Annotated in this window: 1 tRNA gene; it reads right to left on the bottom strand. The window is 50.9% G+C overall.

The features are described 5' to 3' along the window. Positions 1-7 precede the first annotated feature (7 nt). A tRNA-Ile gene (locus WX88_RS26970) sits at positions 8-81 on the bottom strand. Positions 82-216: the final 135 nt, after the last annotated feature.

Here is a 216-nt window from a genome sequence, read left to right as displayed (position 1 = left end):
GAAGCAGTGGGCCTGCGTGGACTCGAACCACGGACCTCTACATTATCAGTGTAGCGCTCTAACCACCTGAGCTACAAGCCCGCATTCGGATTCCAGTGCGATTATTTGAATGAAGGAAAAGACAATGTGATCCGGAACCACATAACACTTAGTTGAACTCACGAGTCGAATTGCTCCAGAAAGGAGGTGATCCAGCCGCACCTTCCGGTACGGCTA

It is taken from the genome of Hymenobacter terrenus, from assembly GCF_000972495.1.
Classification (GTDB): Bacteria; Bacteroidota; Bacteroidia; order Cytophagales; family Hymenobacteraceae; genus Hymenobacter; species Hymenobacter terrenus.
This window is presented reverse-complemented; position numbering and strand designations above follow the sequence as displayed.